Origin of the sequence: Sapientia aquatica (assembly GCF_004358105.1) — a bacterium.
Lineage (GTDB): Bacteria > Pseudomonadota > Gammaproteobacteria > Burkholderiales > Burkholderiaceae_D > Solimicrobium > Solimicrobium aquaticum.
This window is the reverse complement of the sequence record NZ_SMYL01000006.1, coordinates 90,601-116,203: the sequence shown is the minus strand read 5'-3', so window position 1 is coordinate 116,203 and position 25,603 is coordinate 90,601. Positions and strand designations below refer to the sequence as shown.

At 48.7% G+C, this 25,603-nt stretch carries 25 protein-coding genes; 4 read left to right on the top strand and 21 right to left on the bottom strand.

From position 1 onward, the window contains the following. Positions 1–95 precede the first annotated feature (95 nt). The 10 genes from prmC to minC all read right to left on the bottom strand — a co-directional run bounded on the left by prmC (position 96) and on the right by minC (position 11,310). Positions 96–920, bottom strand: coding sequence for a peptide chain release factor N(5)-glutamine methyltransferase (prmC, locus tag E2I14_RS12840; RefSeq protein ID WP_133329140.1), 825 nt, complete (start codon positions 918–920; stop codon positions 96–98). A 6-nt stretch (positions 921–926) separates the two neighbouring features. Continuing rightward, on the bottom strand, positions 927–1,427 hold the full coding sequence (locus E2I14_RS12835) for a disulfide bond formation protein B (RefSeq protein ID WP_133329138.1): 501 nt from the start codon (positions 1,425–1,427) through the stop codon (positions 927–929). 79 nt (positions 1,428–1,506) lie between these two features. After that, complete coding sequence (gene prfA, locus E2I14_RS12830) at positions 1,507–2,586, bottom strand: peptide chain release factor 1 (protein WP_133329136.1); 1,080 nt, start codon at positions 2,584–2,586, stop codon at positions 1,507–1,509. 96 nt (positions 2,587–2,682) lie between these two features. Further along, complete coding sequence (gene hemA, locus E2I14_RS12825) at positions 2,683–3,963, bottom strand: glutamyl-tRNA reductase (protein ID WP_133329134.1); 1,281 nt, start codon at positions 3,961–3,963, stop codon at positions 2,683–2,685. A gap of 103 nt (positions 3,964–4,066) precedes the next feature. Continuing rightward, the gene (locus E2I14_RS12820) at positions 4,067–6,487 is read right to left on the bottom strand and encodes a CHASE2 domain-containing protein (protein ID WP_133329132.1); all 2,421 of its coding nucleotides are present in this window, start codon (positions 6,485–6,487) and stop codon (positions 4,067–4,069) included. 72 nt (positions 6,488–6,559) lie between these two features. Beyond that, complete coding sequence (locus E2I14_RS12815) at positions 6,560–8,227, bottom strand: FecR domain-containing protein (RefSeq protein WP_133329130.1); 1,668 nt, start codon at positions 8,225–8,227, stop codon at positions 6,560–6,562. Between the two features lie 167 nt (positions 8,228–8,394). Beyond that, a complete protein-coding gene (locus E2I14_RS12810; RefSeq protein ID WP_133329128.1) occupies positions 8,395–9,084 on the bottom strand; it encodes a response regulator transcription factor in 690 nt (229 codons plus the stop codon). Between the two features lie 343 nt (positions 9,085–9,427). Beyond that, positions 9,428–9,691 (bottom strand): cell division topological specificity factor MinE, encoded by a 264-nt coding sequence (minE, locus tag E2I14_RS12805; protein WP_133329126.1) that lies wholly within the window; start codon positions 9,689–9,691, stop codon positions 9,428–9,430. Position 9,692: 1 nt separating this feature from the next. Next, complete coding sequence (gene minD, locus E2I14_RS12800) at positions 9,693–10,508, bottom strand: septum site-determining protein MinD (RefSeq protein WP_133329124.1); 816 nt, start codon at positions 10,506–10,508, stop codon at positions 9,693–9,695. Positions 10,509–10,548: 40 nt separating this feature from the next. After that, positions 10,549–11,310: a septum site-determining protein MinC gene (gene minC / locus E2I14_RS12795; protein ID WP_133329122.1), complete on the bottom strand. Its 762-nt coding sequence runs from the start codon at positions 11,308–11,310 to the stop codon at positions 10,549–10,551. 601 nt (positions 11,311–11,911) lie between these two features. Here minC and E2I14_RS12790 point away from each other — a divergent pair. Then, positions 11,912–12,652, top strand: a complete 741-nt coding sequence (locus tag E2I14_RS12790; protein ID WP_133329120.1) for an acetoacetate decarboxylase — start codon at positions 11,912–11,914, stop codon at positions 12,650–12,652. Between the two features lie 15 nt (positions 12,653–12,667). Then, on the top strand, positions 12,668–13,450 hold the full coding sequence (locus tag E2I14_RS12785) for a 3-hydroxybutyrate dehydrogenase (RefSeq protein ID WP_133329117.1): 783 nt from the start codon (positions 12,668–12,670) through the stop codon (positions 13,448–13,450). A gap of 121 nt (positions 13,451–13,571) precedes the next feature. Here E2I14_RS12785 and E2I14_RS12780 read toward each other — a convergent pair whose 3' ends face one another. Further along, entirely contained in the window at positions 13,572–13,973 is a 402-nt protein-coding gene (locus tag E2I14_RS12780) for an antibiotic biosynthesis monooxygenase family protein (RefSeq protein ID WP_133329116.1), read from the bottom strand. 105 nt (positions 13,974–14,078) lie between these two features. On the opposite strand from E2I14_RS12780, the gene E2I14_RS12775 reads away from it, so the two are divergent. Further along, a complete protein-coding gene (locus E2I14_RS12775; RefSeq protein WP_133329114.1) occupies positions 14,079–15,044 on the top strand; it encodes an XdhC family protein in 966 nt (321 codons plus the stop codon). A 9-nt stretch (positions 15,045–15,053) separates the two neighbouring features. Here E2I14_RS12775 and E2I14_RS12770 read toward each other — a convergent pair whose 3' ends face one another. The 7 genes from E2I14_RS12770 to dusB all read right to left on the bottom strand — a co-directional run bounded on the left by E2I14_RS12770 (position 15,054) and on the right by dusB (position 21,762). Next, on the bottom strand, positions 15,054–15,887 hold the full coding sequence (locus E2I14_RS12770) for a 2-keto-4-pentenoate hydratase (protein ID WP_133329112.1): 834 nt from the start codon (positions 15,885–15,887) through the stop codon (positions 15,054–15,056). A gap of 357 nt (positions 15,888–16,244) precedes the next feature. Beyond that, on the bottom strand, positions 16,245–17,312 hold the full coding sequence (gene ruvB / locus E2I14_RS12765; RefSeq protein WP_133329110.1) for a Holliday junction branch migration DNA helicase RuvB: 1,068 nt from the start codon (positions 17,310–17,312) through the stop codon (positions 16,245–16,247). 14 nt (positions 17,313–17,326) lie between these two features. After that, on the bottom strand, positions 17,327–17,905 hold the full coding sequence (gene ruvA / locus E2I14_RS12760; protein ID WP_133329108.1) for a Holliday junction branch migration protein RuvA: 579 nt from the start codon (positions 17,903–17,905) through the stop codon (positions 17,327–17,329). Positions 17,906–17,997: 92 nt separating this feature from the next. Further along, positions 17,998–18,540 carry a crossover junction endodeoxyribonuclease RuvC gene (gene ruvC, locus E2I14_RS12755; RefSeq protein WP_133329106.1) on the bottom strand — a complete coding sequence of 181 codons (543 nt, stop codon included), beginning with the start codon at positions 18,538–18,540 and terminating at the stop codon, positions 17,998–18,000. A gap of 30 nt (positions 18,541–18,570) precedes the next feature. Beyond that, positions 18,571–20,157: a bifunctional phosphoribosylaminoimidazolecarboxamide formyltransferase/IMP cyclohydrolase gene (gene purH, locus E2I14_RS12750; protein ID WP_133329104.1), complete on the bottom strand. Its 1,587-nt coding sequence runs from the start codon at positions 20,155–20,157 to the stop codon at positions 18,571–18,573. 130 nt (positions 20,158–20,287) lie between these two features. Further along, positions 20,288–20,521, bottom strand: coding sequence for a Fis family transcriptional regulator (locus E2I14_RS12745; RefSeq protein ID WP_133329102.1), 234 nt, complete (start codon positions 20,519–20,521; stop codon positions 20,288–20,290). 185 nt (positions 20,522–20,706) lie between these two features. After that, complete coding sequence (dusB, locus tag E2I14_RS12740; RefSeq protein WP_133329100.1) at positions 20,707–21,762, bottom strand: tRNA dihydrouridine synthase DusB; 1,056 nt, start codon at positions 21,760–21,762, stop codon at positions 20,707–20,709. A 446-nt stretch (positions 21,763–22,208) separates the two neighbouring features. On the opposite strand from dusB, the gene E2I14_RS12735 reads away from it, so the two are divergent. Further along, a complete protein-coding gene (locus tag E2I14_RS12735) occupies positions 22,209–23,831 on the top strand; it encodes a sensor domain-containing diguanylate cyclase (RefSeq protein ID WP_133329098.1) in 1,623 nt (540 codons plus the stop codon). A 24-nt stretch (positions 23,832–23,855) separates the two neighbouring features. Here E2I14_RS12735 and E2I14_RS12730 read toward each other — a convergent pair whose 3' ends face one another. Genes E2I14_RS12730 through dtd form a run of 3 tightly spaced genes read right to left on the bottom strand, consistent with a single transcriptional unit; the run spans position 23,856 to position 25,600 of the window. Then, positions 23,856–24,515 carry a histidine phosphatase family protein gene (locus E2I14_RS12730; protein ID WP_133329096.1) on the bottom strand — a complete coding sequence of 220 codons (660 nt, stop codon included), beginning with the start codon at positions 24,513–24,515 and terminating at the stop codon, positions 23,856–23,858. 12 nt (positions 24,516–24,527) lie between these two features. After that, positions 24,528–25,130: an alpha-ketoglutarate-dependent dioxygenase AlkB family protein gene (locus E2I14_RS12725; protein ID WP_133329094.1), complete on the bottom strand. Its 603-nt coding sequence runs from the start codon at positions 25,128–25,130 to the stop codon at positions 24,528–24,530. Between the two features lie 23 nt (positions 25,131–25,153). Then, positions 25,154–25,600, bottom strand: coding sequence for a D-aminoacyl-tRNA deacylase (gene dtd, locus E2I14_RS12720; protein ID WP_133329092.1), 447 nt, complete (start codon positions 25,598–25,600; stop codon positions 25,154–25,156). Between the last annotated feature and the right edge of the window lie 3 nt (positions 25,601–25,603).

Sequence of the window (25,603 nt, the reverse complement as noted above, 5' to 3'; positions counted from 1 at the left end):
AAAATGAGCGGTGAAAAGAATGCTCACTTTACAAGAAAAACGTTCAATTCGTGTGAAATTTTAGTGACGTTGTGCCTAGTCCGCCGCAGCCCATACTAAGCACTAAATTGGCCGCCCGATACCCGTTCGATACCCGCCAAGTCACGCCAGCTTTGGACTTGTTGGAATTGGGCTGCATGCAGCAAAGCTCTGACCGGTTCTGCTTGATCGAAACCGTGTTCAAACAACAGCCAGCCACCAGCGTGTAATCGAATAACAGCACCAGCGATCAACGCGCGGTAGGCGCTTAGTCCGTCACCGTGATCGGTCAACGCACTGATCGGTTCAAAGCGCAAATCGCCTTGGAATAAATGACTGTCATTAGCGACGATGTAAGGCGGATTAGACACAATGGTGTGCCACTGATGAGTTGGTAAATTGTTATACCAATCGCTCTCGATAAATGTAATTTTGCATCGATGCGTGTCAGCGTTGGTACGAGCTACCTCCAATGCTGCAGCGCTGATATCCGCAGCCCACACTGAAAGATCAGGCCGTTGATGGGCGACTGCTATAGCAATAGCGCCAGAACCGGTGCCTACATCAAGCAACTCAGAGTTGGGTGGGGCAAATTTCAGACTTAATTCGACGAGTAATTCGGTATCGGGGCGGGGAATTAAAACGTCCTTTGTCACGCGCAAATCTAAGCCAAAAAATTCACGCTGGCCCAAAATATACGCTACCGGCTCACCTTGGTTGCGTCGTTCAAATAAGGTTTGGACGATGTGGAATTCTTGCTCGCTTAATTCGTAGTCCGCTTGGGTAATGAGTTCGACGCGCGTTTTGTTAAGCGCATGCATGACCAACATGCGCCGTTCTAACATCGGCAAAGCAGCACCAATTCCTTGGTTGGATAACAGATTGGCGATGCTGTTGGACATGAAGAGTTATTGCGCTGAGTTGGTCGTAGCGACTGGTTTGCCTTTGAACAGCACAACCAACAACACCATGGTAAACACCACAAACCAAGTCAACGACCACTGTGGAATCGATAAGCCCAAGATTGGATCATATGGTGTCCCGCACATTCCTTCGGCCAAGAATAAAGTCGGAATCCAGTCCGCAAACGGCAAATTATTGACCGCAGTTTGAACCGGATCAATCCCGCAGCGAATTTCTGGATGGGCGATTACATACAACTGATGCAAGGCCACACCCGCGCCGGTGATGCCCGCGTATATGCCGAGGCTGCAACCAATTTTACGGGCGGTGTTGGAGCCGGATACGGCAATCAAGCTACCGATGGCAATCACGATAAAGGCGTAACGTTGAATTACGCACAAAGGGCAGGGCAGCATGCGTTCAACGATTTGGAAATACAAAGCCGCACCGATCAGCGCTAAGCTGGCTAAGGCGGTAATGACTAAAGCAATCTTGAATTTTTTCATAAACGACCTTAATAAGTTCAATAGAGAATTGGATGCTAACAACGAGTTAGGAAGCCGTTGAGATCATCTCACAGGCTAGTTAATTGTCCGCCAACTGCGCTAATAATTCGGCTTGATGCTCGGCCAATAAAGCGTTGGTCAGTTCGGTCAAATCACCGTCCATTATAAAATCAAGTTTGTATAAGGTGAGATTAATTCGATGATCGGTCATGCGGCCTTGCGGAAAATTGTAGGTGCGGATGCGTTCACTGCGGTCGCCCGAACCAATCAAGCTCTTGCGGGTTGCGGCTTCCTTGGCTTGTTTTTCGCGTAATTGACCGTCCATGATGCGACTGGCTAACACGCGCATGGCTTGGGCTTTATTTTGATGTTGGCTGCGTCCGTCTTGGCATTCAACCACGATGCCGGTTGGGATGTGAGTTAAACGCACCGCGGAATCGGTTTTGTTAATGTGCTGCCCGCCCGCACCCGATGCGCGGAAAGTATCGATGCGTAAATCAGCATTGTTGATTACGACGTCGGTGAGTTCGTCGGCTTCGGGCATAACGGCTACGGTGCAGGCGGACGTGTGAATCCGGCCTTGGGTTTCGGTAGCGGGAACACGTTGCACTCGATGGCCGCCGGATTCAAATTTCAACTTGGAATACGCGCCTAAACCAGCGATGCGGATAATCACTTCTTTGTAACCGCCCAAGTCGGAAGGTGACTCCGACATCATCTCAACTTGCCAGCGATTGCGCTCGGCGTAGCGGGTGTACATGCGTAATAAGTCGCCTGAAAATAAGGCGGATTCATCGCCGCCGGTACCTGCGCGAATCTCCAAAATAATATTGCGCTCGTCGTTGGGGTCTTTGGGGAGTAGCATTTTTTGCAGTTCGCCATCCAAGCTATCCATGACTGCTTTGGCATTGACGATTTCTTCTTGCGCGAATTCTTTCATGTCTGGATCGGACATCATTTCTTGTGCTGAATCGATATCGACTTGCGCTTGCTGATAGCGGTGATAAAGCTCAACGACCGGCGTTAATTCCGAATGTTCGCGGTTTAACTTACGGTAGTTGTCCATGTTGGAAGTACTACCTTCTTGCATCAATAATTGATTGATCTCGACTAAGCGTTCGGCCAAATGGTCGAGTTTAGAAAGCATGGAAGGTTTCAAGATTGGGCCTTTGATATAACAGAACGAAACAAAAAAATAGCAATGCAGAGTTGAGCGCGAACAGAATAATCTGGCGCGCGGTGACAGTTAGCTTAGCTAACGTTTGCTGCGGAATAGTTGCGGCAATAAGGCCGCGATTTGGGCGCGTTGTTCGCCGTGGGTTTGATGCAAGGCTTGTTGCGAGCCATGCAAAAATTTAGCGGTTAAACCTTTGGAGAGTGCTTCAAGGACTAATTCAATATCGTCGCCCTTGGCTAACATGCGGCGGGCGCGTTCAAGTTCCATTAAGCGCAAGGCTTCGCCGGTTTCATTGAGCTCTTGAATCACGGGCACGACAGCGCGGCCATCGATCCAATGCATGAAAGACTGCACCCGCGTTTCGATAATTGCTTCGGCTTGAGCGACTGCCGATTGACGATTATCTAAACCGGTTTGTACCACGCTGCCTAAGTCATCCACCGTGTATAAAAACACGTCGTTAAGCCGCGCCACTTCTGGTTCAATATCGCGTGGTACGGCTAAATCGACCATAAAGATGGGTTTATGGCGGCGGGTCTTAATGGCACGCTCCATCAACCCTAAGCCGATGATAGGCAAGGTCGAAGCGGTGCAAGAAATCACAATATCAAACTGCGCTAACTGGTCCGGTAACTCAGCCAAGCGGATGGCGCGACCATTGTATTGATGCGCCAGGGCTTCGCCGCGTTCTAAGGTGCGGTTGGCGATGGTAATAGACAGTGGATTTTGTGCCGCAAAATGTGTCGCGCACAATTCGATCATTTCACCTGCGCCGATGAACAGCACATGTTGATCCGCGATATTGTCAAAGATCCGCTGCGCTAAGCGCACGGCTGCGGCGGCCATTGAAACGCTGTGCGCGCCGATCTCGGTCGTGCTACGCACTTCTTTAGCCACCGAGAACGTGCGTTGAAATAATTGATGCAGATACGTACCCAAGCCACCAACTTCATCCGACTGACGCACTGCGTCTTTGAGCTGCCCCAAAATTTGCGGCTCGCCCAACACCATTGAATCAAGTCCAGACGCGACACGAAATGCATGACGCACTGCGCCGTCTTGCGGCAGGCTGTACAAATGCGGGCGCAAATCGGCGTAAGGCAGTTGGTGGTAGTCGGCTAAAAAATGGGCTGCGGCATCCAATGGATTATCCATTTTGCAAGCAGCGTATAGCTCGGTACGATTGCAGGTCGATAAAATAGCTGCCTCAGCGGTGCTCGTATTGTTAAGCGCATCGCGCAGTAAAAATTGACGCGCAGCCAACACCGCTTGGCCGATTTTATCCGGCGCAAACGCCACCTTTTCGCGCAAGGCGACAGGGGCAGTGGTGTGATTAAGGCCAACAGCGAGCAGTTGCATTTAATTTAATGAATTGACGGAAGTGAATTAGCGCGATGATTTGCGAGTGAAAATGGAACTTTTTTCAGCTCGCTATTATAACGCGCTTACTATGGATTTGATTCTAGCTTTCATAATAGGCCGGAATGCTAATAGTGAAAGTAGTTCCTTCATTGGGCTTACTAACAAAGCTGATTGAGGCGCGATGCCGATCCAAGACCGATTTAACAAACACCAATCCTAGGCCCACTCCATCGCTCTTGGGTTGATTTACCCCAACAAAGCGTTGAAAACGTTGAAACAATTTGGCTTGATCGGTCCACGCAATGCCATAGCCTTGATCGGCTATGTGAATGACTACGCGGTCGTTCAAGAACTCCAGCTTTTTTTCGGCCGTAACGGTGACCTCCGAATTCTCTGGACTATATTTGATGGCATTGGATAGCAAATTGGTGAATACCCGCGTCATTAGTGAACGGCTGACATGAATTAACATTTCTTCGCCGGGAAGTTCGGTATTAATCTTAATGTTCTTTTCTTTCGCCAGACTCCACATATCGTCGCACGCATCGAGCAGAATATCTTCAGTATTGACCACTTCAAGCTGATAGTTTTGCCCTTCAGCGCGCGCGAGTTGGACAAAATTGTCGGCTAAGCCCAAGGTGATTTGCGACGCTTTACGGATGCGTTCCAAGAATTCTTCTTGCGGCAGGGCGGAATCGGGCTCTTGTTGCAATTCCAGCAAAGCCAGAATCGACGCCTGTGGCGCGCGCATATCGTGTGAAATAAAACGCAACGATTCGTCCCGCGTGCGTTCGGCGCGGCGTATGGTGGAAATATCAACAATGCCAACAATCCAGCCGATGTGTTCTTTGGCGCTGTTGGTGCACGGCGCACTTTTAATGATTAAGTTGCGGCCTAAGGTGTCGGTCACTTCGATCCCATTGCGCATGATTTCCACTTGTTTTAAATCCAATAAATCCCACCAACTAAACGTGTTATTAGCGGATTGCTCCACCGGGTGAGGTTGCAGCATATTAGAAAACAAATAGGGCAACAGCGCATCCTTAACGGCCTTGATGCCTAGGCTTGAAAAAAACGTTTCAGCTGGTTGGTTCGCCAGAATCACGAGTCCTTCAATACTGGTCACTAATGTGGCATCGGGTAAGCTTTGCAAGCTGTCGGTAACAAATTGGCGTAGATCGCGTACGCGTTGAGCGGCAATTTCCATCGATGTAATCCTTTGAGCTAACGAATCGATAAATAAGGGACGCTGAATTGTGCTTGCTTGAGCAGGGTTAATTTCAGGTAATAAATTGGGTTCTTGATTAAGTCGAATGAATTCAATATTTAAATAACGTATTGCGGCTTCAAGCCTTCGCCAACTCCATAATGGATAAGAGATTAATAAAACGATTAAGGATGCACTCGGTGGAATCCAAAATCCCGCAGTTAATGCCATGTAACTCACCGTTAAGGTGAGGAAAAACAAAACAGCCAAACAAATCAACGCCAAGCGCGGCGAGAGCAGTAAATACGATAGCAGCGCGAGAATAATCGGGATGGTCGACAGCAGTGCGGTTTGCCAAGCGGCGGCAAACACAATTGAGCGTCCGTCTAACAAGCTAGCCAAAATATTGGCGTTAATCTCAATCCCCGGCATCGCGCCATCGGAACCCGAGGCCGGCGTTGGAAAGGCGTCGGCCATGCCGGTAGCCGTTGCGCCGATCAGAATATTTTTACCCGCTAAAAATTGTGCAGGGACTTCGCCGCGCAAAACCGCGACATAGGGAACGGATTTGAACGTGCCTTGATTGCCGTAAAACGGAATATGAAATTGTGCGTCGCGCAGCCAGCCATCGGCGGTAGTTTGATCTATCTGCGCGTGGTGTTTGGCATTGATGTGCGAAGTGTCGCCGGCCGCGCGAAGCTTAATGATGTTGTATAGCGCCAAACTAAAATGGGGCCACCATTGTCCCGGCTGTCCTTCATTCAAAAAAATGCTGCGTGCAAAACCATCTGAATCAACTTCCAGATTAATGTGTCCCAAACTATGCGCGGCGGCTTGCATCGCGGGCAGCGGTTTAGATAAGGATAATCCCGCTCCGGCATTTTCGAGTGTGATCGGCAAAACGGTGACTTTGTTTTGTGCAATGGCATTCGCTAGATCCATGTCGGCATTACTCGTGCCACCAGAATTTGCGCTGCCGTCCGGTTCGTCGAGCAGCACATCAAAACCAACCGAGCTAGGTTTAGCCTGATTGATTTTTTCAAATAACTTGGCGTGCAGCTCGCGCGGCCAGGGCCATTTACCGAGCTGCGCGATACTGTAATCATCGATGGCGACGATCACGATATCGTTACGCGGCGTTTGGTGATTGAGTTGGATTGCTTGGTCATACATCACCAAATCAAGTCGGCCTAAGCCATTGTGATAGCCCAATATTGCGGCTAGCACGACTAAGGCAGATATCAACACCAACCATTCGTAGCGAACGATGTGTTGCATATGTTGCGGCGACTGGTTGGGATAAGCGGATTTCATGGTGGCGATAAAATCCTCTGTTTTTCAAAGCAAATGAAGGGTTAAAAGAAGCTACGGACGGTTCATGTCACATCAAAAGTTGGTTCGAACCACGCCGGCGGCGCTATTGACTGGGGTGCCGTCGGTGCTCATTAATCGACTAAAAACCGTGAATTTTTGCGTCCCAGAAAAAGCGCCAACATAGCCATCGGCGTCAATGGCTTGAACGCGCAAATAATAGGTTCCAGCGCTTGGGCGAGCGAGTTGGTATTCAGGCGCGGCGAGTTTTTGATTAATCAAAATGTGTTTGAAGTCGGTATCATCGCTCATTTGCAAGACAAAGGTTTGTCCTGGTTCTGAAGCCCAACTAAAACTAATTTCGGAACCACCTTGATCGGTAACTGGCGGCAAGCCAGCGGCCGGAGCTAATAGTTGCACTTTATCGGCGTCGCCAAACGGGCCGTGATCTTGCGTTCCATTTTTAGTGGCAATGGTGGCGACCCGCCAGAAGAATGTTCCGACTGGAAGTTCAGTCGTCGTAAATTGATGGTCGCTCAAGGTGGCTTGATCAATCAGTAGATGCGCGAATTGCTCGTCGCTGGCAACTTGTAAATGGTAGCCAGTAGCATTAGCGGCTTCGCTCCAAGAGAAATCAACTTGTTGTGCGCGTAATTTTTTCTTCGGCGCGATGTTAAACGGCGGCTCGGGATGGGCTTTGAGTTTGAATGGGACAACGCTAGGCAAGCCTTCTAAACCATTGGCATCAATGGCGGTGACACGCAAAAAATAATTGCCATCGTCTAAGTTGGAAAACTTAAAGTGCGGCTCGGTAAACAGATTTTCTTGGATCAGATTTTGGGCTTTGTCATCCAAGGCAATTTGCGCCCGATAGGATTTGGCGAGGGCATTATTTTCCGCGTCAAACTTTACCAAAATCCGTTCTTGCAAAGCAAAATTGCCGACCAGTTTTGGAGCGGCTAACAAATCAACGCTCGCTCCGACCGATTTGGCGTCGATGATATTGCCTTTGCCCGCTGCTAACGATAGCGCGTTGGGATGCGCGGTTTGCCCAACAGCAACATTTCCTTCTAGCACTTCGTTGGCGACATGAGCGTCGCTCACATCAACCCGAAAGTGCGTGCCACGTACTCCAGCGATTGCCAAAGGCGAGTGCACTTCAAAGCGACCATTATTGGTTTTCAAGGAACTCACCGTGGATTCAACCCGGCCAGCCAGCAAGGTTAATTCGGTCTTGGGGCTGTTAGCGTATTGGGTAGCGCGCAGTTTGGAGAGTTTGATTTGGCTATTGGATGGAATCGAGATGCGTGAATTGTCGGGCAATTCTAGTGTGACAAAGCCGTTCTTGGAGGTGGTAATTATTGTGCCTTCACGTACCACGGCGCCGACCGCGACAGCTTGCGCGCTCGTTGGATCTAGCCCAACGGTGGATTGCCCGGCGTAGGCAATCACTTTTGCTTGGATTGGTAATTCGCGTAGTAAATTAAAGGGGATGGTAATGCCAGTCCTGATTGGAATGGCACGGTCATTGGCGATCTTGTTGAGTTTGCCAATGCTGATCCAATTACTGCTCTTTTCAGTATATTTATTAGCAATTGAAATTAACGTGTCGCCTTGTTGGGCGTAATAAGTAATCGCGTTACTGCCAATCGAAACTTCGCCAGGTTGTTGGGCACCTGATTCAAGACAAAAACTAATTGCAGCAAAAAAACAAATCCGTTTGAACGTATTGATCGAAAACATACCATCTCTTAGTCGGTGACAAATGCATCTTACAAATATTCAGCATGGGTAATGCCGAATCCGTAGCGCGGACTTCACACTTGTTCTAAACGATAGCAGTAACTTTAAATAGGTGCAATATGGGGTCGGACCGTGGTTTTATGCTGTTTTAGGTCGAATTGGCGGGGTTAACTTCCCATTTGTTCCAGGCGATATCCGTAGCTGTATACCGGTGCAAGTCGGAAGCCATTTTCAGGACGTAAATGCAATTTACTACGGACTCGGGAGATATGGGTATCCATGGTTCGCGACGGAATTTCGATGTCGCGAGACCAAACTGCCTCAAGAATATAAGCGCGCGAAAGTGGTCGGCCAAGATTGCGGAACAACAGCAATGCCAAGTCAAATTCCTTTTGCGTGAGCTCGACTAATTCGCCGGCAATCGTCAAACGAGCAGAACGCGTTTCGAATACATATTGGCCAAATTCGAGATGTTCTGGCATATGTTGGTTGGGATAAGCGCGACGCAAAAGTGCTTGAACACGAGCAACCAATTCGCCCCGGCGGATTGGTTTAATCATGTAATCATCAGCTCCCGCGGCGAGTCCGGCGACGATGTCGTCTTCACCTGAGCGACTAGTCATGAACAGAATTGGCAGATTAGCGGGCAGCTTTTCGCGCACCCAATGCATGACTTCAGTCCCGTTCAAATCGGGTACTTGCCAATCAAGGATTAGCATGTCGTAGCTGTCGCGCCGCAAGTTATGCAGCATGTCTTTGCCGCTGTTAAACGGATGAACGGAATGTCCAGCCGAATTTAGGATGGTGCTGACTAATTCCAATAAATTGGTATCGTCATCAAGTACGGCAATTCTCATAATGGTTACCTGAAAGCTGTATAAAATTCACAAGGTTACTGGGGGCGCGCATGCCAGACATGCGCGCAATTGAGCTTCTAGGTGAAATGGTAAACGAGCTTTTTTAAATGGATTAAATGACGAATTGCGTTTTGTAAAATAGTGCTAGAAGTAACACAAGTTTACAATTATTGTTGTTGCCTCACAACTTGGAGGGAACTTTTCTAATAATTTAAAACGCAATTTAACAATTAGCAAGCCATGATATATAAAAATCCAAAAGTTCCTTGCGGAAACTTTTGGATTTTTTATTTAAAATACGTTGCTAATATGGCTAAATTTTACATTAATAATAATTGACTAATCAACTACGATTTTCAACTTCCGGTAATACCACATTCACATCAAGGACTTCTAAATCGCCCTTGCGGTCCAGCGATAATGTGATGTCCTTAGAGTCCACTTTGGTGTACTTAGAAATGACGGCGATCAGCTCAGCATGCAAAGCTGGCAAGAAATCATAGCCAGAACGACCGCTTCTTTCGCGAGCAATAATAATTTGCAAGCGCTCTTTTGCCGCGCTGGCCGTTTTGGGTTTGGTGTTGAATAAGAATGAAAGTAAGGCCATATCACTTCGCTCCAAAAAGGCGCTTCAATAAGCCGGGTTTCTCGTAATCGGTAAAACGCAGTGGTACATCGTCGCCCAAAAAGCGAGCAACAACGTCTTCATAGGCCAATGCCACATCGCTGCCGGTGATATGGATTGCAGGATTACCTTGGTTGGAGGCGTGCAAGACGGCTTCGGATTCAGGAATAATCCCGATGAGCGGAATACGTAGGATTTCTTGTACGTCTTGGTGCGATAACATTTCTCCCGCTTCAACACGCTTTGGTGAATAGCGGGTAATTAATAAATGCTCTTTAACTGGCTCGCCACCGTTTTGCGCACGACGTGATTTGGCTTGGATGATGCCCAAGATGCGGTCGGAGTCACGTACCGAAGACACTTCTGGATTCGTCACAACAATTGCTTCATCAGCAAAAGTCAGCGCCATAATGGCACCGTGCTCAATACCTGCGGGTGAGTCGCAAATGATGTATTCAAAGCCCATTTGAATCAAATCGTTGAGAACGCGTTCAACGCCTTCTTCGGTCAGCGCGTCTTTATCGCGGGTTTGTGAGGCGGGCAGAATGAACAAGTTTTCACAATGCTTATCTTTAATTAAAGCTTGATTCAAATTGGCTTCGCCGCTGACGACATTAATTAAGTCGTACACCACGCGACGCTCGCAGCCCATAATCAAATCGAGATTACGCAGGCCCACGTCAAAGTCAATAACGGCTGTTTTATGTCCGCGCATTGCAAGACCAGTTGAAAAACTGGCGCTAGACGTAGTTTTACCAACGCCGCCCTTGCCGGAAGTGATCACGATGATTCTTGCCACATTGACTCCTTTGAGAATATCTATTGATACGAATTAGAAATTAGTTGTGCGACTGGATAGAAACGACGTCGATTCTATCGCCATTTAATTTGATTTGTAACGGGGTATTTGCGGCTAATTTTGGATAACCGTTTTCAAATGTACGGTAAATGCCGGCAATAGAGACCAATTCGGCTTCTAAACTCATCGCAAAAATCCGCGCCGAGGTGTTGCCAGAAGCGCCAGCCAAAGCACGTCCGCGCAGTGGTGCATAGACATGGATACTGCCATCGGCGATCACTTCGGCCCCAGCATTGACGACTGCGGTAATAATTAAATCGGTACCACGCGCGTAAATGCGCTGACCGCCGCGCACCGGCGTATCAATAATCATCGCTGCGGGCGCGTTATTAATAATAGTTGGGGCAGGTGCGGGTGCTGCAACTTGCGCTGGCGCTGGTTCTGGTTCTGGCTCAGGTGTGGCTAATTCAGCGATTTTGCTCGGATTGCCACCCAGATCGATACTTAATCCAAGTTGAATAATGTGCTCTTCGGCATCCGCTGGCGCGTTGCGCACGGCAATGGCGTTTATCCCGTTGACTTTAAATATGCTGATGAACTCTGCCCAGTTGAGCGCGGCGCAATCGATATTGGCTACATCGATAACGGCGCATTCTTCGGAGTAGTAATCGCTCGAATTGGCGGTAAGTTCTTTTAAGGCCGAATTAATGACCGATAAATCAGCGTCATGCACGATGACGGCAATGGCGACAACAGTCGATATTTTAATTTCGATGGGTTTGCGGGGAGTTTTGGAAACCATGAACAGTTGTTAACCTGAATTAAGCGACTTTGGGCTGAATTACATCAATATTGGCGCATTATCGCCTGAAAATCATAAATGTCAGCAAGAAATTTGTGTCTTCGCTGCAATTTTCATTTCACAAGTTCAGGGCGAAAGCAGGCCGCTTTGCTGTAAAAACAAGCGGATTATGAGCGCAGCAAGGGTGAAACACAATCACAGATTCTAGCGGGGAAGTTAATGCGGGCGGGGGAGGGCGGGGTGGGGACGGTGAGAAGATCGACTGTCATCGACAGCGTTTGTAACTACCGACCTCTAGTCGAATCATTCACACCTAGCTTCCGCCATGCCTATCTGTTGCATGTGCAGTAGTTGATGCGATTGTGCCCCAAACTGGTTACAGCAATATGACAAAAATCAATCTTGCTTGAGTTGCTCAAACGCTGTGGTATTTGATGTTGTGTGCCGACCAAGGCAAGCGCTAATCGGGTAGGATTTGACGCGGCTTGAAGTGCAAATAAATGTGAACAACATTGCCATAGTCGGCAAAAAAGTTAAAACGCTGATACACTCGTTTTCTTGATTTTTTTTTATCATTCTGTGACGAAGGAAGGAAAGAAACATGACCGAAGATGAAGTTCGACAACAGGGATTTGCCATGCCCATGCACAATCCTGCTTTTCCTCCTGGGCCATATCGATTTGTTGATCGTGAATTCTTAATCATCACTTACCGCACCGATCCGGTAGCACTGCAAAAAATTATTCCCGCCCCGCTCAAAATGACCGAACCTATCGTCAAATTTGAGTTTATCAACATGCCTGATTCCACCGGCTTTGGACACTACTGTGAGTCCGGTCAAGTCATCCCCGTCACGTTAGATGGCGTCGCTGGTGGTTACGTGCACAGTATGTATCTCAACGATCATCCGCCAATTGCTGCGGGGCGCGAATTGTGGGGCTTCCCTAAAAAATTAGGTGAGCCTGAATTGCGCGTGCACAAAGATACTTTGGTCGGAACATTGGATTATTCCGATACGCGGGTTGCGACCGGTACGATGGGTTTTAAACACAAGACCTTAGATCCAAAGGCAATCCAAGCATCGTTAATGGCACCGAGTTTTTTACTGAAAATTATTCCGCATGTCGATGGCACACCACGCATCTGCGAATTGGTGCAATACAATTTAACCGATGTGGTTATTAAGGGCGCGTGGAGCGGCCCGGGTGCGCTGGAACTAGCCGCGCACGCATTGGCTCCAGTGGCCGCACTGCCTGTTTTAGAGGTACTTTCTGCGACCCATATTTTGTCGGATTTGACTCTGCCTTACGGCAAGGTTGTATACGATTACCTTCAACGCTAACGAATAGGAAATATCATGCAATTAAAAGATAAAGTAGCCATCATTACCGGCGCAGCCAGCGGCATCGGCAAAGAAATCGCGCTTGAATATGCCAAGCAAGGCGCCAAAGTCGTGATCGCTGATTTGGCCTTGGAAGCGGCACAAGCCACAGCGGCAGAGATTGTGAAAAGCGGCGGCATTGCTATGGGCGTTGCGATGAATGTGACGGACGAAGCGCAGGTTGATAAAGGCGTGGCAGACGTTGTTGCGGCCTACGGCGGCGTGGACGTGTTAATCAGTAACGCGGGGATTCAAATCATTAGCCCGCTGGTTGATTTGAGTTTGGATAACTGGAAAAAAATGTTGGCGATTCATTTAGACGGCGCATTTTTAACTACTCGCGCTTGCATGCGCGCCATGATTGCCTCGGGACGCGGCGGCTCTATTATTTATATGGGTTCGGTTCATTCGCACGAAGCATCTCCACTCAAAGCACCTTATGTCAGCGCTAAACATGGCTTGATCGGTTTGGCCAAAGTAGTGGCTAAAGAAGGTGCGAAAAATAACATTCGCGCTAACGTAATTTGCCCAGGCTTTGTGCGCACACCGTTGGTCGACAAGCAGATTCCAGAGCAAGCGCAAACCTTAGGAATTTCCGAAGCCGATGTGATCAAGAACGTGATGTTGAAAGACACCGTGGATGGCGAATTCACGACCGTACATGACGTAGCACAGACAGCGATTTTCTTGGCGGCGTTTGAGACCAATGCATTGACGGGTCAATCGATCACCGTTAGCCACGGTTGGCATATGCAATAAGTTGGTCGCTAATTTGGGCTAAAAAACGGCATGGAATTCCATGCCGTTTTTGCTGGGCGAGACCGTTTCGTTGACCTTGAAATGAATGCATCAAAATCACGCGATCTCGCTACGGCATTGACTACTTCACCGGCAAATAAAGTTGCGCCGCGTCAATGGTATATGCATTATGATATTTAGCATTCAAGGCATTAAATTCTGGATTGCTAAATAGATTTTCCCAAGACACCAAGTTCTTCCAACGTGTTACATGCACGTGGCTAGGTTTTGCATCGGGATTTTTACTCTCCATTAATTGCTCGTCGATTAATCCCGGCTGTTGTTTGATAAATGCTTGGGTGGCTTTTAACGCAGCGGTGGTCTCCGCGGCAGGACTGGATTTATTCACACTGATTGGTATTACGATAGTTAGCGGATTATCGCGGGTAGTTTCCGTAGTTTGAGCAGATGCGTTGCCAGCGCTTAGCAGCAATCCAGCGAGCATTGAAAAGAGCGCGAAAAGTTGAATGATGGAACGTTTCATCGTAATTTCCTCTTGAGATCTATTAGGGGGAAATAATTATATAAAATTTACAACATTTGTTGTGTTAACTATAGTTAACGTGTTGTTTGAAGAAAGAAATAGGGAATGGAATCGCTCGATTTAGACGTACTAAAAGCTGCGCTTAGCTGGCATCAGGCTGACTTTGATGTGAGCTTGGCGACCGTGGTGCAAACTTGGGGCAGCGCCCCGCGCCCGCCGGGATCGTTACTGGCGATTCGCTCAGACGGTTTGGTCATGGGGTCGGTGTCCGGTGGCTGTATTGAAGACGATTTGATTGCGCGCATACGCACCCAAGGTATGCCGGCTAAAGCGGAGCTAGTGCAATACGGCGTCACGCGCGAACAGGCCCAGCATTTTGGCTTGCCGTGCGGTGGAATTTTAGAATTGGTGTTGGAACCCTTACGCGACGTCGCGTGGATAGAAAGCGTATTACAGCAAACCAGTTTGCATCAATTGGTTGAGCGCACGCTACATTTATCGTCTGGCAAAGTGGAGTTAGCACAAGGTCAGCGCCAACAGGCTTTGCGCTTTGATGGCGAAACGTTGGTCATGGTGTTTGGCCCGCAATTACGCCTGTTAATTATTGGCGCTGGGCAGCTTTCGCAATTGGTGGCGTATATGGCGCAGCCGCTCGGTTTTGATGTGTTGATGTGCGATCCGCGCGAAGAATACACCGGTACGTGGCAATCCAACCTAGGTCAACATTTGTCCGGTATGCCGGATGACGTGGTGGTGGAAATTAAACCCGACGCGCACACTGCGATTGTGGCCTTGACGCACGATCCTAAGTTGGACGATATGGCCTTGCTCGAAGCATTGAAATCCGAGGCGTTTTATGTTGGCGCATTGGGTTCACGCGCTAATAATAAAAAGCGCCGAGAACGGTTAGCCTTGTTTGATTTAAGCGAAGATCAAATTAACCGCTTGCATGGGCCGATTGGTTTGCATATCGGCAGCCGCGTTCCGTCAGAAATCGCCGTATCTATTTTGGCGGAAATCGTTAGTGTCAAAAACGGTGTCGCACCATCGCAAAAAAAGCTGCCAGTTTGAGGGCGTAAATTAGTCAATAAAACTGACCGACAGTCCCGCCAAACTCGCGCCTGAGAAGGCACTGCTCCAAGTTTGGCCGGATTTGACCGGAGTCAAATCAGTCCATGTTCCGGTGCTAATGATTTCGCCTGCTTGCAATGTTGGGGTATCGGGCTGATCTTTGAGTAGCTGCTGCAAATGCCAAATCGCGTGCAGCGGACTTTCAATGAAGTCGCTGCCAAATCCCGCCGACAAAAGCGTGCTGTCACACGACAACGACACCGAAGTATTGGCCAAAATAGAGCCCAAATTATGGCGCGATGTAGAGGCTAATTGATGCGGCTCTCCAATCAAGAACGCGCCATGCAAGGCAAATGCGGCAATTGCGTCAGCGATATTGAACTCCCATTTTGGGAACGGGCAAACAACGATCTCAAAACCGTGCGCCATCCATTCCAAACAATCAGCGATTTCTTCCACCGTTGCATCGGGGCTGGGTGTTTGTCCGATTTTAAAAATCAATTCAGGTGCCAAGCGCGGTTGCAATGCTCCCGCTAAACTTTGCACGCCGTGGGTTTGATCCATGAAACGGATCGTGCTGGAGAATAAGGGCGTCCAGATTAATTCATGGATGGGTGCGTTTCTGCCGTATTTATTCCACAGCGCATGATTAGCGAAACCGATTTTGCGGCCAACTTGTTCTTCCCCAGCGGCGATCCGCTTGGCTTGAATTTCCCGCGCAATTTGATAGGCGTCTGCAATGCTGATTTTGGCGTTAGCGGGAAATGGGCGCAGCGTCGTGGATTTTGCGCGTGCTTCGAGAAATTGGTCGGCGTAGGTGGTAACTTGGGTCGGCGTTAGCATGTTTGTATTGATTTGGCGTGACTAAATAAGTGGCATCATTGTGAGCGCGCATTTACCTTTAAGCAAGTAACCCGCGGGGTTTTTCTTGAAAATTGTGGGTCGCAATCAGGGCAGTTTTGCTGCCTGCGGGAGCCGAAATGGCTTGCAGTCAAATTGCATAGGCAACGTTAATTTAACGTGAATTTAACGTATTTAATGGTTTTTTTGCTGGTTAATATCAATTTTTAACAACTATAAAACCAGTTCAGTGCGTAGCTTGAAATGCTAAAAAGGCCTGCTGGCCTTGAGTTAAATAACTTCTTTGCAATTGTTAAGCGGGTTTAACTGGCTTAATTAGTTGTTGCATCGAAGTAACGTTTAACTTGGGGTAGACCACAAATCGTGCGTCATGCCCGAGGTCGGTGGTGTGAGGCCAAAATGCTGGTAGGCGCTAGGCGTGGCAATGCGTCCGCGTGGCGTGCGCTGTAAAAAGCCTTGTTGGATTAAGTAGGGTTCCAACACATCTTCAATTGTGTCGCGTTCTTCGCCGATGGCAGCGGCCAAATTATCTACCCCGACTGGCCCGCCGTTAAATTTGTACAAAACGGCTTCGAGTAATTTTCGGTCCATTAAATCAAAACCTAGCTTGTCCACGTCTAGCATTTGTAAGGCTAGGTCGGAGACGGCTTTGCTGATTTGGCCGTTGTATTTGACCTCAGCGTAATCGCGCACTCGGCGTAGCAAGCGATTGGCAATCCGCGGTGTGCCGCGCGCACGTCGAGCGATTTCACGCGCACCGTCTTGGTCAATTGGCGCTTCGAGTAATGAGGCGGAGCGGGTGACGATTTTAGTTAGCTCTTCTGGCGTGTAAAACTCTAAGCGCGCCACAATCCCAAAGCGATCACGTAATGGATTGGTCAGCATGCCTGCGCGGGTGGTCGCGCCTACCAGAGTGAAAGGCTGTAAATCCAGTTTGACCGATCGCGCTGCAGGGCCTTCGCCAATCATGATGTCGATTTGATAGTCTTCTAAGGCGGGATAAAGGATTTCTTCTACCACGGGCGACAAGCGATGAATTTCATCGATAAACAGCACATCATTCGCTTCTAAGTTAGTCAAAATCGCCGCCAAATCGCCCGGGCGTTCCAACACTGGGCCGGAAGTTTGGCGCAGATTAACGCCCATTTCGCGGGCAATGATATGCGCCAAAGTGGTTTTACCTAAACCCGGTGGGCCAAACAATAAGGTGTGGTCGAGTGCTTCACTGCGCATCCGTGCGGCTTGGATAAAAATTTCCAACTGAGCACGAATTTTTTCTTGACCAACGTATTCGTCTAATTGCTTAGGACGCAGCGCACGTTCAATCACTTCTTCCTGTTTTGAAACAGGTGCCGCCGTGGTGATGCGCGGATTTGGATTGGCGAATTGGTCAGTTTGGATGCTCATGGCGGCTCTTTGGTTTATTTAGACAGCGATTTTAACGCCAATTTGATGCCTTCCGACACACCGCAATCTTTGGGCAACAACTTCAGTGCCATCAAGGCTTCTTTGTCGGAATAACCGAGCGCGATTAAGGCATTGAGAATATCGCTGGACGCATCCGGCGCAGATGTTCCTCCGCCAGCATGACCCAAGTCCGCGCCGAGTTTGCCTTTGAGTTCGAGTAGCAAACGTTCAGCGGTTTTCTTGCCGATACCCGGCACTTTGATCAATCGTCCGGCTTCTTGTAAGGAAATCGCCTGAGCCAAATCGGCCACCGACATACCCGACAAAATCGACAGCGCGGTACGTGCACCGACGCCGCTGATTTTAATGAGTTGTTTAAAAGTAGTGCGCTCATCTTGATGGCTGAAACCGAATAGCACATGGGCATCTTCGCGAATTGCCAAATGCGTGTGCAAAACGACTTTTTCACCCAGAGCGGGAAGGTTGTAAAACGTACTCATCGGCACATCGATTTCGTAACCGACGCCATTGCAATCGACCAAAATTTGCGGTGGGTTTTTTTCGAGTAAAACGCCTGCGATGCGACCTATCATGGAGAGCTTTCAGCAATGAGAATTAGGTAAGTGTACTTGCTTGGTGCAGATTAAAAATAACAACGAAACACGAAACAACAATCAGCCAACAATCAGCCAATTAAGCGACCGCCTTTCACGCGCAATCCGCGTTTGGCTAAACCTGGTGCCAAGTTGCTTAACGCGCTCAGCGTATCACCGCTATGTGCATGACAAATCGCCACGCCCAACGCATCAGCCGCATCGGTGCCGGGCAAACAAGGCAGTTGCAATAAACGCTGCACCATTTCTTGGACTTGTTCTTTTTTTGCTTTACCGTGCCCAACCACGCCTTGTTTGACTTGCAGGGCGGTATATTCCGCGACCTCTAAATCGGCGTTGACCAAGGCGCAAATCGCCGCACCGCGTGCTTGGCCGAGTAGCAGAGTTGATTGAGGATTGACGTTGACGAATACTTTTTCTACTGCGGCGCAATCGGGTTGATAACGTTCCACGATTTCAGCCACGCTGGAGAAAATAGTTTTAAGCCGGTCGGGCAAAGTGCCGTCGGTAGTTTTGATCGTGCCAGAAGCAAGGTAGAAAATTTTCTGCCCTTGCTTTTCAATCAGGCCAAAACCGGTTGTGCGCAAGCCGGGATCGATGCCAAGAATTTTCATTGAGATCGACCCGGACTTGGAGGAAGAGGATTAATGGCGGAAATGACGCACACCGGTGAGCATCATAACGACATTGCGTTCGTTAGCAGCGTCGATCACTTCTTGATCGCGCATCGATCCACCCGGCTGAATAACGCAAGTTGCGCCTGCATCGACCACTACATCTAAACCATCGCGGAACGGGAAGAATGCGTCGGATGCAACGACTGAACCAGCCAAGGTTAAGCCAGCATTCTTTGCTTTGATCGACGCAATACGTGCGGAATCAACCCGACTCATTTGACCCGCGCCGACGCCCAAGGTCATGCCGTTAGCGCAGAAAACGATGGCATTTGATTTCACGTATTTTGCCACGCGCCATGCGAACAACATGTCTTGCAATTCTGCTGGCGTTGGCTGACGTTTGCTAACGATAGTCATTTCTTCGGCACTGACATTACGCGCATCGGGAGACTGAACTAATAAGCCGCCACCGACACGCTTAAAGTCGTTTTTGTTGACCGCTAAACCGGTGCAGCCCAAAGCGATTTGCAACACGCGCACGTTTTGTTTAGCGGCGAAAATCGCGCGCGCTTCCGGTGTGAAGGAAGGGGCAATCAAGACCTCGACAAACTGCTTAGCCACCATTTCAGCCGCGGCGCCGTCGAGTTCACGGTTAAACGCAATGATGCCGCCAAAGGCTGAAGTCGGATCGGTTTGCCAAGCTTTGCTGTAGGCCGCTAGGGGAGTTTCTGCCACGGCTACGCCACACGGATTAGCGTGTTTAACGATTACGCAAGCGGCTGGACCATCTTTGCTATCGAACGATTTGACGCATTCCCATGCCGCGTCGGCATCAGCGATGTTGTTGTACGACAGTTCTTTGCCTTGCAATTGTACGTAGTTAGCTAGTGCGCCAGTTTCCACATTCAGATCGCGATAAAACGCGGCGGATTGATGTGGGTTTTCACCGTAACGCATTTCTTGGACTTTTTCGAAATGCAGGTTCAATGTTTGTGGATAGCTGCTGCGTGTTTCGTGCGCTTTGTCTTCGCCTAAACTAGTTAAATAGTTGGTGATCGCACCGTCGTATTGCGCGGTGTGCGCGAAGACTTTTTTCGCCAATGTGAATTTGGTGTCGTAACTGACTTCGCCTTGATTGGCCTTGAGTTCGTCGAGTACAACTTGGTAATCCACTGGGTCACAAATCACGACTACGTCTTTATGATTCTTAGCCGATGAGCGCAACATCGTTGGGCCGCCGATATCGATGTTTTCAATCGCGTCTTCCAATGAGCATTGCGCTTTCGCGACCGTCGCTTGGAAGGGATAGAGATTGACGACCACCATGTCGATTGTGGGAATCTGGTGTTCTGCTAATGCCGCCATGTGCTCTGGGAAATCGCGGCGCGCTAAGATGCCGCCGTGCACTTTTGGATGCAATGTTTTAACGCGGCCATCGAGCATTTCTGGAAAGCCGGTGTAATTACCGACTTCAACGACGGGCAAGCCTTGTTCTGCTAATAATTTGGCGGTCCCGCCAGTGGATAAGATTTGGACACCCATTGCGCTTAATGCACGGGCAAATTCCACCACGCCAGTTTTGTCAGAAACGGAAATTAAGGCTTGTTTAATCATGATAGTTCAGTCAAAAGAAGAAAGAGTTGTGGGGTGCGCCCGCGCAACTAGCGCTTATATAACAGCAATAACAGCAGCCAGATCAATTGGTGCATCCGATTCTGCGCGCTTGCAGAACCGGCGCGGCCAATCAAAGTAGGCCGTGTTGCTGTAATTTTTTACGTAAGGTATTGCGGTTGATGCCTAACATATCGGCCGCTTGCGATTGATTGCTATCCGCTCGCGTCATGACCATTTCTAGCATCGGTTTTTCTACTGCCAGAACCACCATGTCGTAAATATTGGAAGCAGGTTGCTCGCCTAAATCGCGGAAGTATTTTTCGAGATTTTTTGATACGGCGTCTTGGATGTTGTCTTTGCTCATATTTTTTTTGTTGTAAAAAATGTTAATCACAGCCTTGTGGGCTAATTTTGTTGCTTACTGCGTTGATTACTGCATTGATAGCGCGAAGTGATATCAATTGTTGCTGCCTTACTTTGGTTATTCGTGCTGATGGCCGCCGGCCGGGTACTGAGTTGTAGTGTAGCGATGTAAATCGAAACAGAGTTTCAGGCAGCTTGCTTTTCCGTTAAATCAATCAATGAATGGCTATTCCATTCTGGATCAATTGGCAGCGCGGGGCGGTATTGTAACCGTTCATGCTGTCTGGAATCAAAAAAATCATGTACCGCTTGAAGCTGCAATTCACATGATTCGATTTTGTTCATTTGCTGTCGAAATTCTTCACCGTCGATCAAATCTTGAACGTACCAACCGATGTGTTTGCGTGCCGTTCGAACCCCCATAAACTCACCGTAAAACTGGTAATGAGCTAATAAATGTTCTTCCATTAACGCTCGTACTTCGGATACTAATGGTGTGGGAAGATGTTCCCCCGTTGCCAAGAAATGCGCCACTTCGCGGAAGATCCACGGTCGACCCTGTGCTGCGCGCCCAATCATGACGGCGTCAGCTCCAGTGGCTTGTAAAACATAAGCGGCTTTTTCGGGGGTGGTGATGTCGCCGTTGGCTACTACCGGAATACGAACGGCAGCTTTGACGGCAGCGATGGTTTGGTATTCCGCATCGCCTTTGTACCCATCGGCGCGGGTGCGACCGTGTAGGGTGAGCATTGCAATGCCGGCAGATTCTGCCATTTTCGCAATGGTTAATGCATTTTTATTCTCGCGATTCCAGCCAGTGCGAAATTTTAGCGATACCGGCACATCAACGGCCGCAACAACCGCGTCCAAGATTCGCCCGACTAATTTTTCATTTTGCAATAAGGCCGAACCACACCAACTGTCGCAGACTTTTTTAACTGGGCAGCCCATATTGATGTCGATAATTTGCGCACCGTTGGCCACATTATGTTTAGCGCATTCGGCCAACATCTCGGGATCGGCTCCCGCGATCTGCACCGCTTTGGGTTCCATTTCACCTTCGTGATTGGTGCGGCGGCTGGACTTCTCGGTTTTCCACAGTTTTGGATTAGAGGCCGACATTTCGGAGACGGCATAACCGGCTCCGAGTTGTTTACATAGTTGCCGGAAAGGGCGATCGGTCACACCAGCCATCGGCGCGACAAAAACGTTATTCCGCAAAATGTGTGGGCCGATTTGCACTGGGGAAACTTTGGAAGTTTGAAGAGACGCTATTCTAATCGAATCTGCCTAAAATATCAGCAAATTAAACCGAATTCTTTAAGTTGGTTTTCGACTGTTTTTAGCCGCCAAAATGAAAAAAAGATCGTTCTCATGAAACAATAATTTGGTGAATTTATGTGCAGAAAAAACATTAAATTAATGGCTTTTAGTTGTATTTTTCGCGAAATTTGTAAATTAATGCGAATTAATTTTTCTTAATAGTTTCCGTGCGGTAATATTGCTGTAAGTAATTGTAATTCTTATGTGGATAGATTTCCCTGCACTTTTTTTCGGGTTTCCCAGTTTCCTTTACTATTTCAATTGAGAACCAATTTGAGTTAAACCTGCCATCTCAAATGGTCAAAATTGCGTCAGTTTTTTGGTGTTTTGAGTAAACAAAGTAAAAATACAGCCCAATAAACTAAATGCGTTTCACTACCAAGTCTCCCTTCCTGTCGAGTCGAACGTCGATGCTCAGTCTGGCGCTGCACATCGTGGTACCACTATTGCTGATTGGTTTAGTGATTGCCTTCCAGATTAATCAGCTAGAAGAAGGTCGCGCCTTGCATATCGAGCGCTCGCGCATGAATGCTCAGGATATTGGTTCGACCTTGGCGTCGAGCATCGGTGGCTCTTTCCAGAATATCGATTTAACGTTGTTAGCTGCTAGCGATCATGTGCGCGATTGGTATGTGCTCAAGAACAAAAAGCCCGGCGAGGTGCTAGCCTCGTTGCAGGAATTGCAATCGCGTGTCCCGTCGCTGGCGCTGTTGCGCTCAACGGATGCCAACGGCAATTTGGTTTTTGCGGTCGAGGGAGATCAAGTCGAAAAAATTAACGTTGCAGATCGAAATTATTTTCAACAGCTCAAAAAAAATCCTAATGCCGGAATGGTGATTTCAGAGCCTGTGATCGGGCGGATTACCAAAAAATGGGTCTTAATTTGCGCGCGCCGTTTTAATTTGTCTAACGGCGAGTTTGGCGGGATAGTCTACGCATCTGTCTTATTAGATGGCGTGGCAGATCGATTGGCCGGTGGCAAAATTCGACTCAACGGTGATGATGTGATTTTGCTACGCGACGACCAACAAAACGTGGTTGTGCGCTTTGTAAATGGCAAGCAAGATTTATCGATCATGGGCCAAAAAATTAGCTCGCCCAATTTGGATGAGTTCGATCGTTCGCGCTCAGAGTTGGGGTTTTATGTAGCACGCTCAGTCATTGATCAGGTTCAGCGTAGTTATTACTACCAGCGTATTGCCGGACGTCCATTGAATCTGGTGGTGGGAATCTCGATTAAAAAAGCACTGATCGAATGGCAGGAAGAGTCGCGCAAAGCGTGGTCGATGGCGGGTGCATTGATTAGCGTCATTATTTTTTCTGCCTATTTAGTCTATCGCTCCAAATTGCGCCAATTGCATGCGATTGAAGAACTGCAAAATACTCAAATCGCGCTAGAAAAATCCAACTTGGAATTGGCCCGTTTGAGCACCACCGACAGCCTGACCGGCTTAGCCAATCGGCGCAAATTCGACGAAGTCAGCGCACACGAATGGCTGCGCGCCCAGCGCAAGCAAGAGCCGCTCACGGTAGCCATGGTCGATGTCGATTTCTTTAAAATTTACAATGATTTATACGGGCATCAAGCAGGCGATCAATGTTTAAAATTGGTCGCCAAAACCTTGTCGGCGGGCTTGCGTGATGGCAGCGATTTTGTGGCGCGTTACGGTGGTGAGGAATTCATTATTTTGCTGCCTGGCCAACATGCCGAAGGTGCATACGACGTGTTAGATCGGCTGCGGCGTGATATTGCCGAGATGAAGCTCGCGCACTCGGGCAGCAAGTTTTTATCAGTCATTACTTTTAGCGTTGGTTTTGCGGTGATGGTGCCGCAGCCCGGTAAGACTTTGATTGAGTTGATTGAACAAGCCGATCAGAACTTATACATGGCCAAACGCAAAGGTAAAAATCAGGTGTACGGCATCGGTGAAGGCGGCCAGGTGTTGAGTTCTTACGTCGATCCATTAGATCAAACTTACGGCGTATAATGCGGCGTCTGATCTGGGCTGTAGTTACGGCATCAGTTCGTCCAAAGCGGCGTTTAAATGCGCGACCGTTCCCCATTCGATGAGCTTGAGATTCATTACGCCATTTTCAAAATGCAGTTCAAATCGATTAATGCTGGCATTCAGCATCGCCACTTCGCGCGTGGCGTTTAGCGGCAATTGTTGGGCGATTCGGTAAGCACATTCCAAGACGCCGCCATGCGCAACGACAGCGACTTTTTGGTTTTGGTGATTTTTGCCCAGCGCAATTAAGGCATTCTCGATGCGCGTGTGAAATTGGCGGATTGACTCGCCAGTAAACTCTCCCTGCGCGTTGGCGGGAAATTGGTTGTCAATTTCTAGCGCACGCCATGCTGCATATTCCTTAGGAAATAATCCTTCTAAATCCGCAATCAGGTGTCCCTCAAAGCCACCAAAATTACGCTCGCGCCAAATTGCTTGTACGGCGCAATTTATGCCCTGATGCTGAGCTATGGCGGCCGCTGTTTGTTGCGCACGTTGCAGATCGCTGCAGACAATGACATCGAGCTTCTCTGATTTTAATGCTGCTGCTAAAGCTTGTGCTTGCTGCAATCCGGTGGTATTCAGCGCAACGTCGAGATGTCCTTGCAAGCGCCGTTCTGCGTTCCAAGCGGTTTCGCCGTGGCGAATTAAAATGAGTTCCATTGAGCTAGTTTTCTATTGATCGATAATCGTGCGAAAAGTCAGATTGACCCGCGCTTGCGAGACCGTGGTTGTTGGCGGAAGGCGATGTAACCAATGAGTTTGGGTTGCGCCTTGCATGACTAATAAACTGCCATGCTCCAAGATCAGTGAATGCGTTTCTTTGCTGCGCTTGTGTTTAAAAGCGAACTTACGCGTTGCGCCCAAACTGATGGAGGCAATCACGGTGTTGGGGCCGAGCGATTGTTCATCGTCACTGTGCCACGCCATGCCTTCTGATCCATCGTGGTAGAGATTGAGTAAGCACGAATTATAGGTGGCGCCGCTCAGACGTTCGGCGAGCAGCTTCAATTCGAGCAATTCTTGCGTCCAAGGTAAGGCAAGTTTGGTCGTTTTTGAATAGGTGTAAGCGAATTGACGATCGCCATACCAAGCGACTTTGCGCTTGGTGATGATGTGCTTATTGAAGATAATTGCTTCGTCATTTTTCCACTCAATATCGCGCAGCAACACGTCAAAATAATGCCGCGCCTGCTCGGGCGTCATGACTAAGCCGTGATAATTTGCCTCGCCGTCATAAGGCAATAAATTGATGATTTCAGACTGGAATAAATCCATAAAACTCAGCCGCCTTTGGGTATTTATGCCGCCTTGGATTCAAGCCAAAAAGTCACCGGCCCATCGTTGCACAGCGTGACTTGCATGTCGGCGCCGAACTGACCGGTTTGCACATGCGCGTGTTGCGCTTTGGTGAGTGTCACAAAATGGTCGAATAATTCTTTCGCCAATGCGGGTGGTGCAGCGGGTGTGAAAGACGGGCGCGTGCCGGAATTTGTATCGGCGGCTAAGGTGAACTGAGGCACTAATAAAATTCCGCCCTCAATATCGCGCACGCTTAAATTCATCTTGCCTTGTTGGTCCGAAAATACGCGGTATTTGAGCAATTTTTCGCACAGCATTTGCGCTTGTTGCGCGCCATCACCGCGCTCGGCGCACAGTAGTACCAACAAGCCTTGCTTAATTTGCCCGATGACCTCGCCAGCCACGACGACTTGTGCGTGAGTCACGCGTTGGATTAGCGCAATCATGCT

What these genes read in the sequence shown, in the direction of transcription:
- minC (WP_133329122.1), bottom strand. Translation starts at nt 11,310, where the DNA reads ATGGTTTCCAAAACTCCCCGCAAACCCATCGAAATTAAAATATCGACT.
- E2I14_RS12735 (WP_133329098.1), top strand. Translation starts at nt 22,209, where the DNA reads ATGCGTTTCACTACCAAGTCTCCCTTCCTGTCGAGTCGAACGTCGATG.
- hemA (WP_133329134.1), bottom strand. Translation starts at nt 3,963, where the DNA reads ATGCAACTGCTCGCTGTTGGCCTTAATCACACCACTGCCCCTGTCGCC.
- E2I14_RS12815 (WP_133329130.1), bottom strand. Translation starts at nt 8,227, where the DNA reads ATGTTTTCGATCAATACGTTCAAACGGATTTGTTTTTTTGCTGCAATT.
- E2I14_RS12745 (WP_133329102.1), bottom strand. Translation starts at nt 20,521, where the DNA reads ATGAGCAAAGACAACATCCAAGACGCCGTATCAAAAAATCTCGAAAAA.
- E2I14_RS12770 (WP_133329112.1), bottom strand. Translation starts at nt 15,887, where the DNA reads ATGCTAACGCCGACCCAAGTTACCACCTACGCCGACCAATTTCTCGAA.
- ruvA (WP_133329108.1), bottom strand. Translation starts at nt 17,905, where the DNA reads ATGATAGGTCGCATCGCAGGCGTTTTACTCGAAAAAAACCCACCGCAA.
- E2I14_RS12730 (WP_133329096.1), bottom strand. Translation starts at nt 24,515, where the DNA reads ATGGAACTCATTTTAATTCGCCACGGCGAAACCGCTTGGAACGCAGAA.
- E2I14_RS12790 (WP_133329120.1), top strand. Translation starts at nt 11,912, where the DNA reads ATGACCGAAGATGAAGTTCGACAACAGGGATTTGCCATGCCCATGCAC.
- E2I14_RS12810 (WP_133329128.1), bottom strand. Translation starts at nt 9,084, where the DNA reads ATGAGAATTGCCGTACTTGATGACGATACCAATTTATTGGAATTAGTC.
- E2I14_RS12725 (WP_133329094.1), bottom strand. Translation starts at nt 25,130, where the DNA reads ATGGATTTATTCCAGTCTGAAATCATCAATTTATTGCCTTATGACGGC.
- E2I14_RS12820 (WP_133329132.1), bottom strand. Translation starts at nt 6,487, where the DNA reads ATGAAATCCGCTTATCCCAACCAGTCGCCGCAACATATGCAACACATC.
- E2I14_RS12785 (WP_133329117.1), top strand. Translation starts at nt 12,668, where the DNA reads ATGCAATTAAAAGATAAAGTAGCCATCATTACCGGCGCAGCCAGCGGC.
- ruvB (WP_133329110.1), bottom strand. Translation starts at nt 17,312, where the DNA reads ATGAGCATCCAAACTGACCAATTCGCCAATCCAAATCCGCGCATCACC.
- minE (WP_133329126.1), bottom strand. Translation starts at nt 9,691, where the DNA reads ATGGCCTTACTTTCATTCTTATTCAACACCAAACCCAAAACGGCCAGC.
- prmC (WP_133329140.1), bottom strand. Translation starts at nt 920, where the DNA reads ATGTCCAACAGCATCGCCAATCTGTTATCCAACCAAGGAATTGGTGCT.
- E2I14_RS12775 (WP_133329114.1), top strand. Translation starts at nt 14,079, where the DNA reads ATGGAATCGCTCGATTTAGACGTACTAAAAGCTGCGCTTAGCTGGCAT.
- E2I14_RS12780 (WP_133329116.1), bottom strand. Translation starts at nt 13,973, where the DNA reads ATGAAACGTTCCATCATTCAACTTTTCGCGCTCTTTTCAATGCTCGCT.
- E2I14_RS12835 (WP_133329138.1), bottom strand. Translation starts at nt 1,427, where the DNA reads ATGAAAAAATTCAAGATTGCTTTAGTCATTACCGCCTTAGCCAGCTTA.
- dtd (WP_133329092.1), bottom strand. Translation starts at nt 25,600, where the DNA reads ATGATTGCGCTAATCCAACGCGTGACTCACGCACAAGTCGTCGTGGCT.
- purH (WP_133329104.1), bottom strand. Translation starts at nt 20,157, where the DNA reads ATGATTAAACAAGCCTTAATTTCCGTTTCTGACAAAACTGGCGTGGTG.
- ruvC (WP_133329106.1), bottom strand. Translation starts at nt 18,540, where the DNA reads ATGAAAATTCTTGGCATCGATCCCGGCTTGCGCACAACCGGTTTTGGC.